This window comes from Chitinivorax sp. PXF-14 (genome assembly GCF_040812015.1).
GTDB lineage: Bacteria > Pseudomonadota > Gammaproteobacteria > Burkholderiales > SCOH01 > JBFNXJ01.
In genome coordinates this window covers 1-265 of sequence record NZ_JBFNXJ010000061.1, presented here as the reverse complement: position 1 = coordinate 265, position 265 = coordinate 1, and the positions used below count along the sequence as shown (strand labels likewise).

1 protein-coding gene is annotated in these 265 nt (G+C 67.9%); it reads left to right on the top strand.

Annotated elements, in window-relative coordinates; translation table 11 throughout:
- Window positions 1–265: pirin-like C-terminal cupin domain-containing protein (locus ABWL39_RS20955; protein ID WP_367796174.1), on the top strand; the 265-nt coding region annotated here is incomplete at both ends.

The following is a 265-nucleotide window of genomic DNA, read 5'->3' as shown; positions in this document are numbered from 1 at the left end:
TGGTGAATACGACGGCCAAACCGGGCCGGCGCGCACCTTCTCGCCGATGCAGGTGTGGGACATCAGCCTCAACGCCAACGGCAGTCTCGTGCTGCCCGCCCGCGACGGCTGGAACACCGCGCTGATCGTGCTGCGCGGCACCGTGCAGATCAATGGCGAGGCGATCGCCCGCGAGGCGCAGATGGTGCTGCTCGACCAGGCCGGCAGCGATGTCGTCATCGACGCCAACAGTGACGCGAAGCTGCTGCTGTTGAGCGGCGAGCCC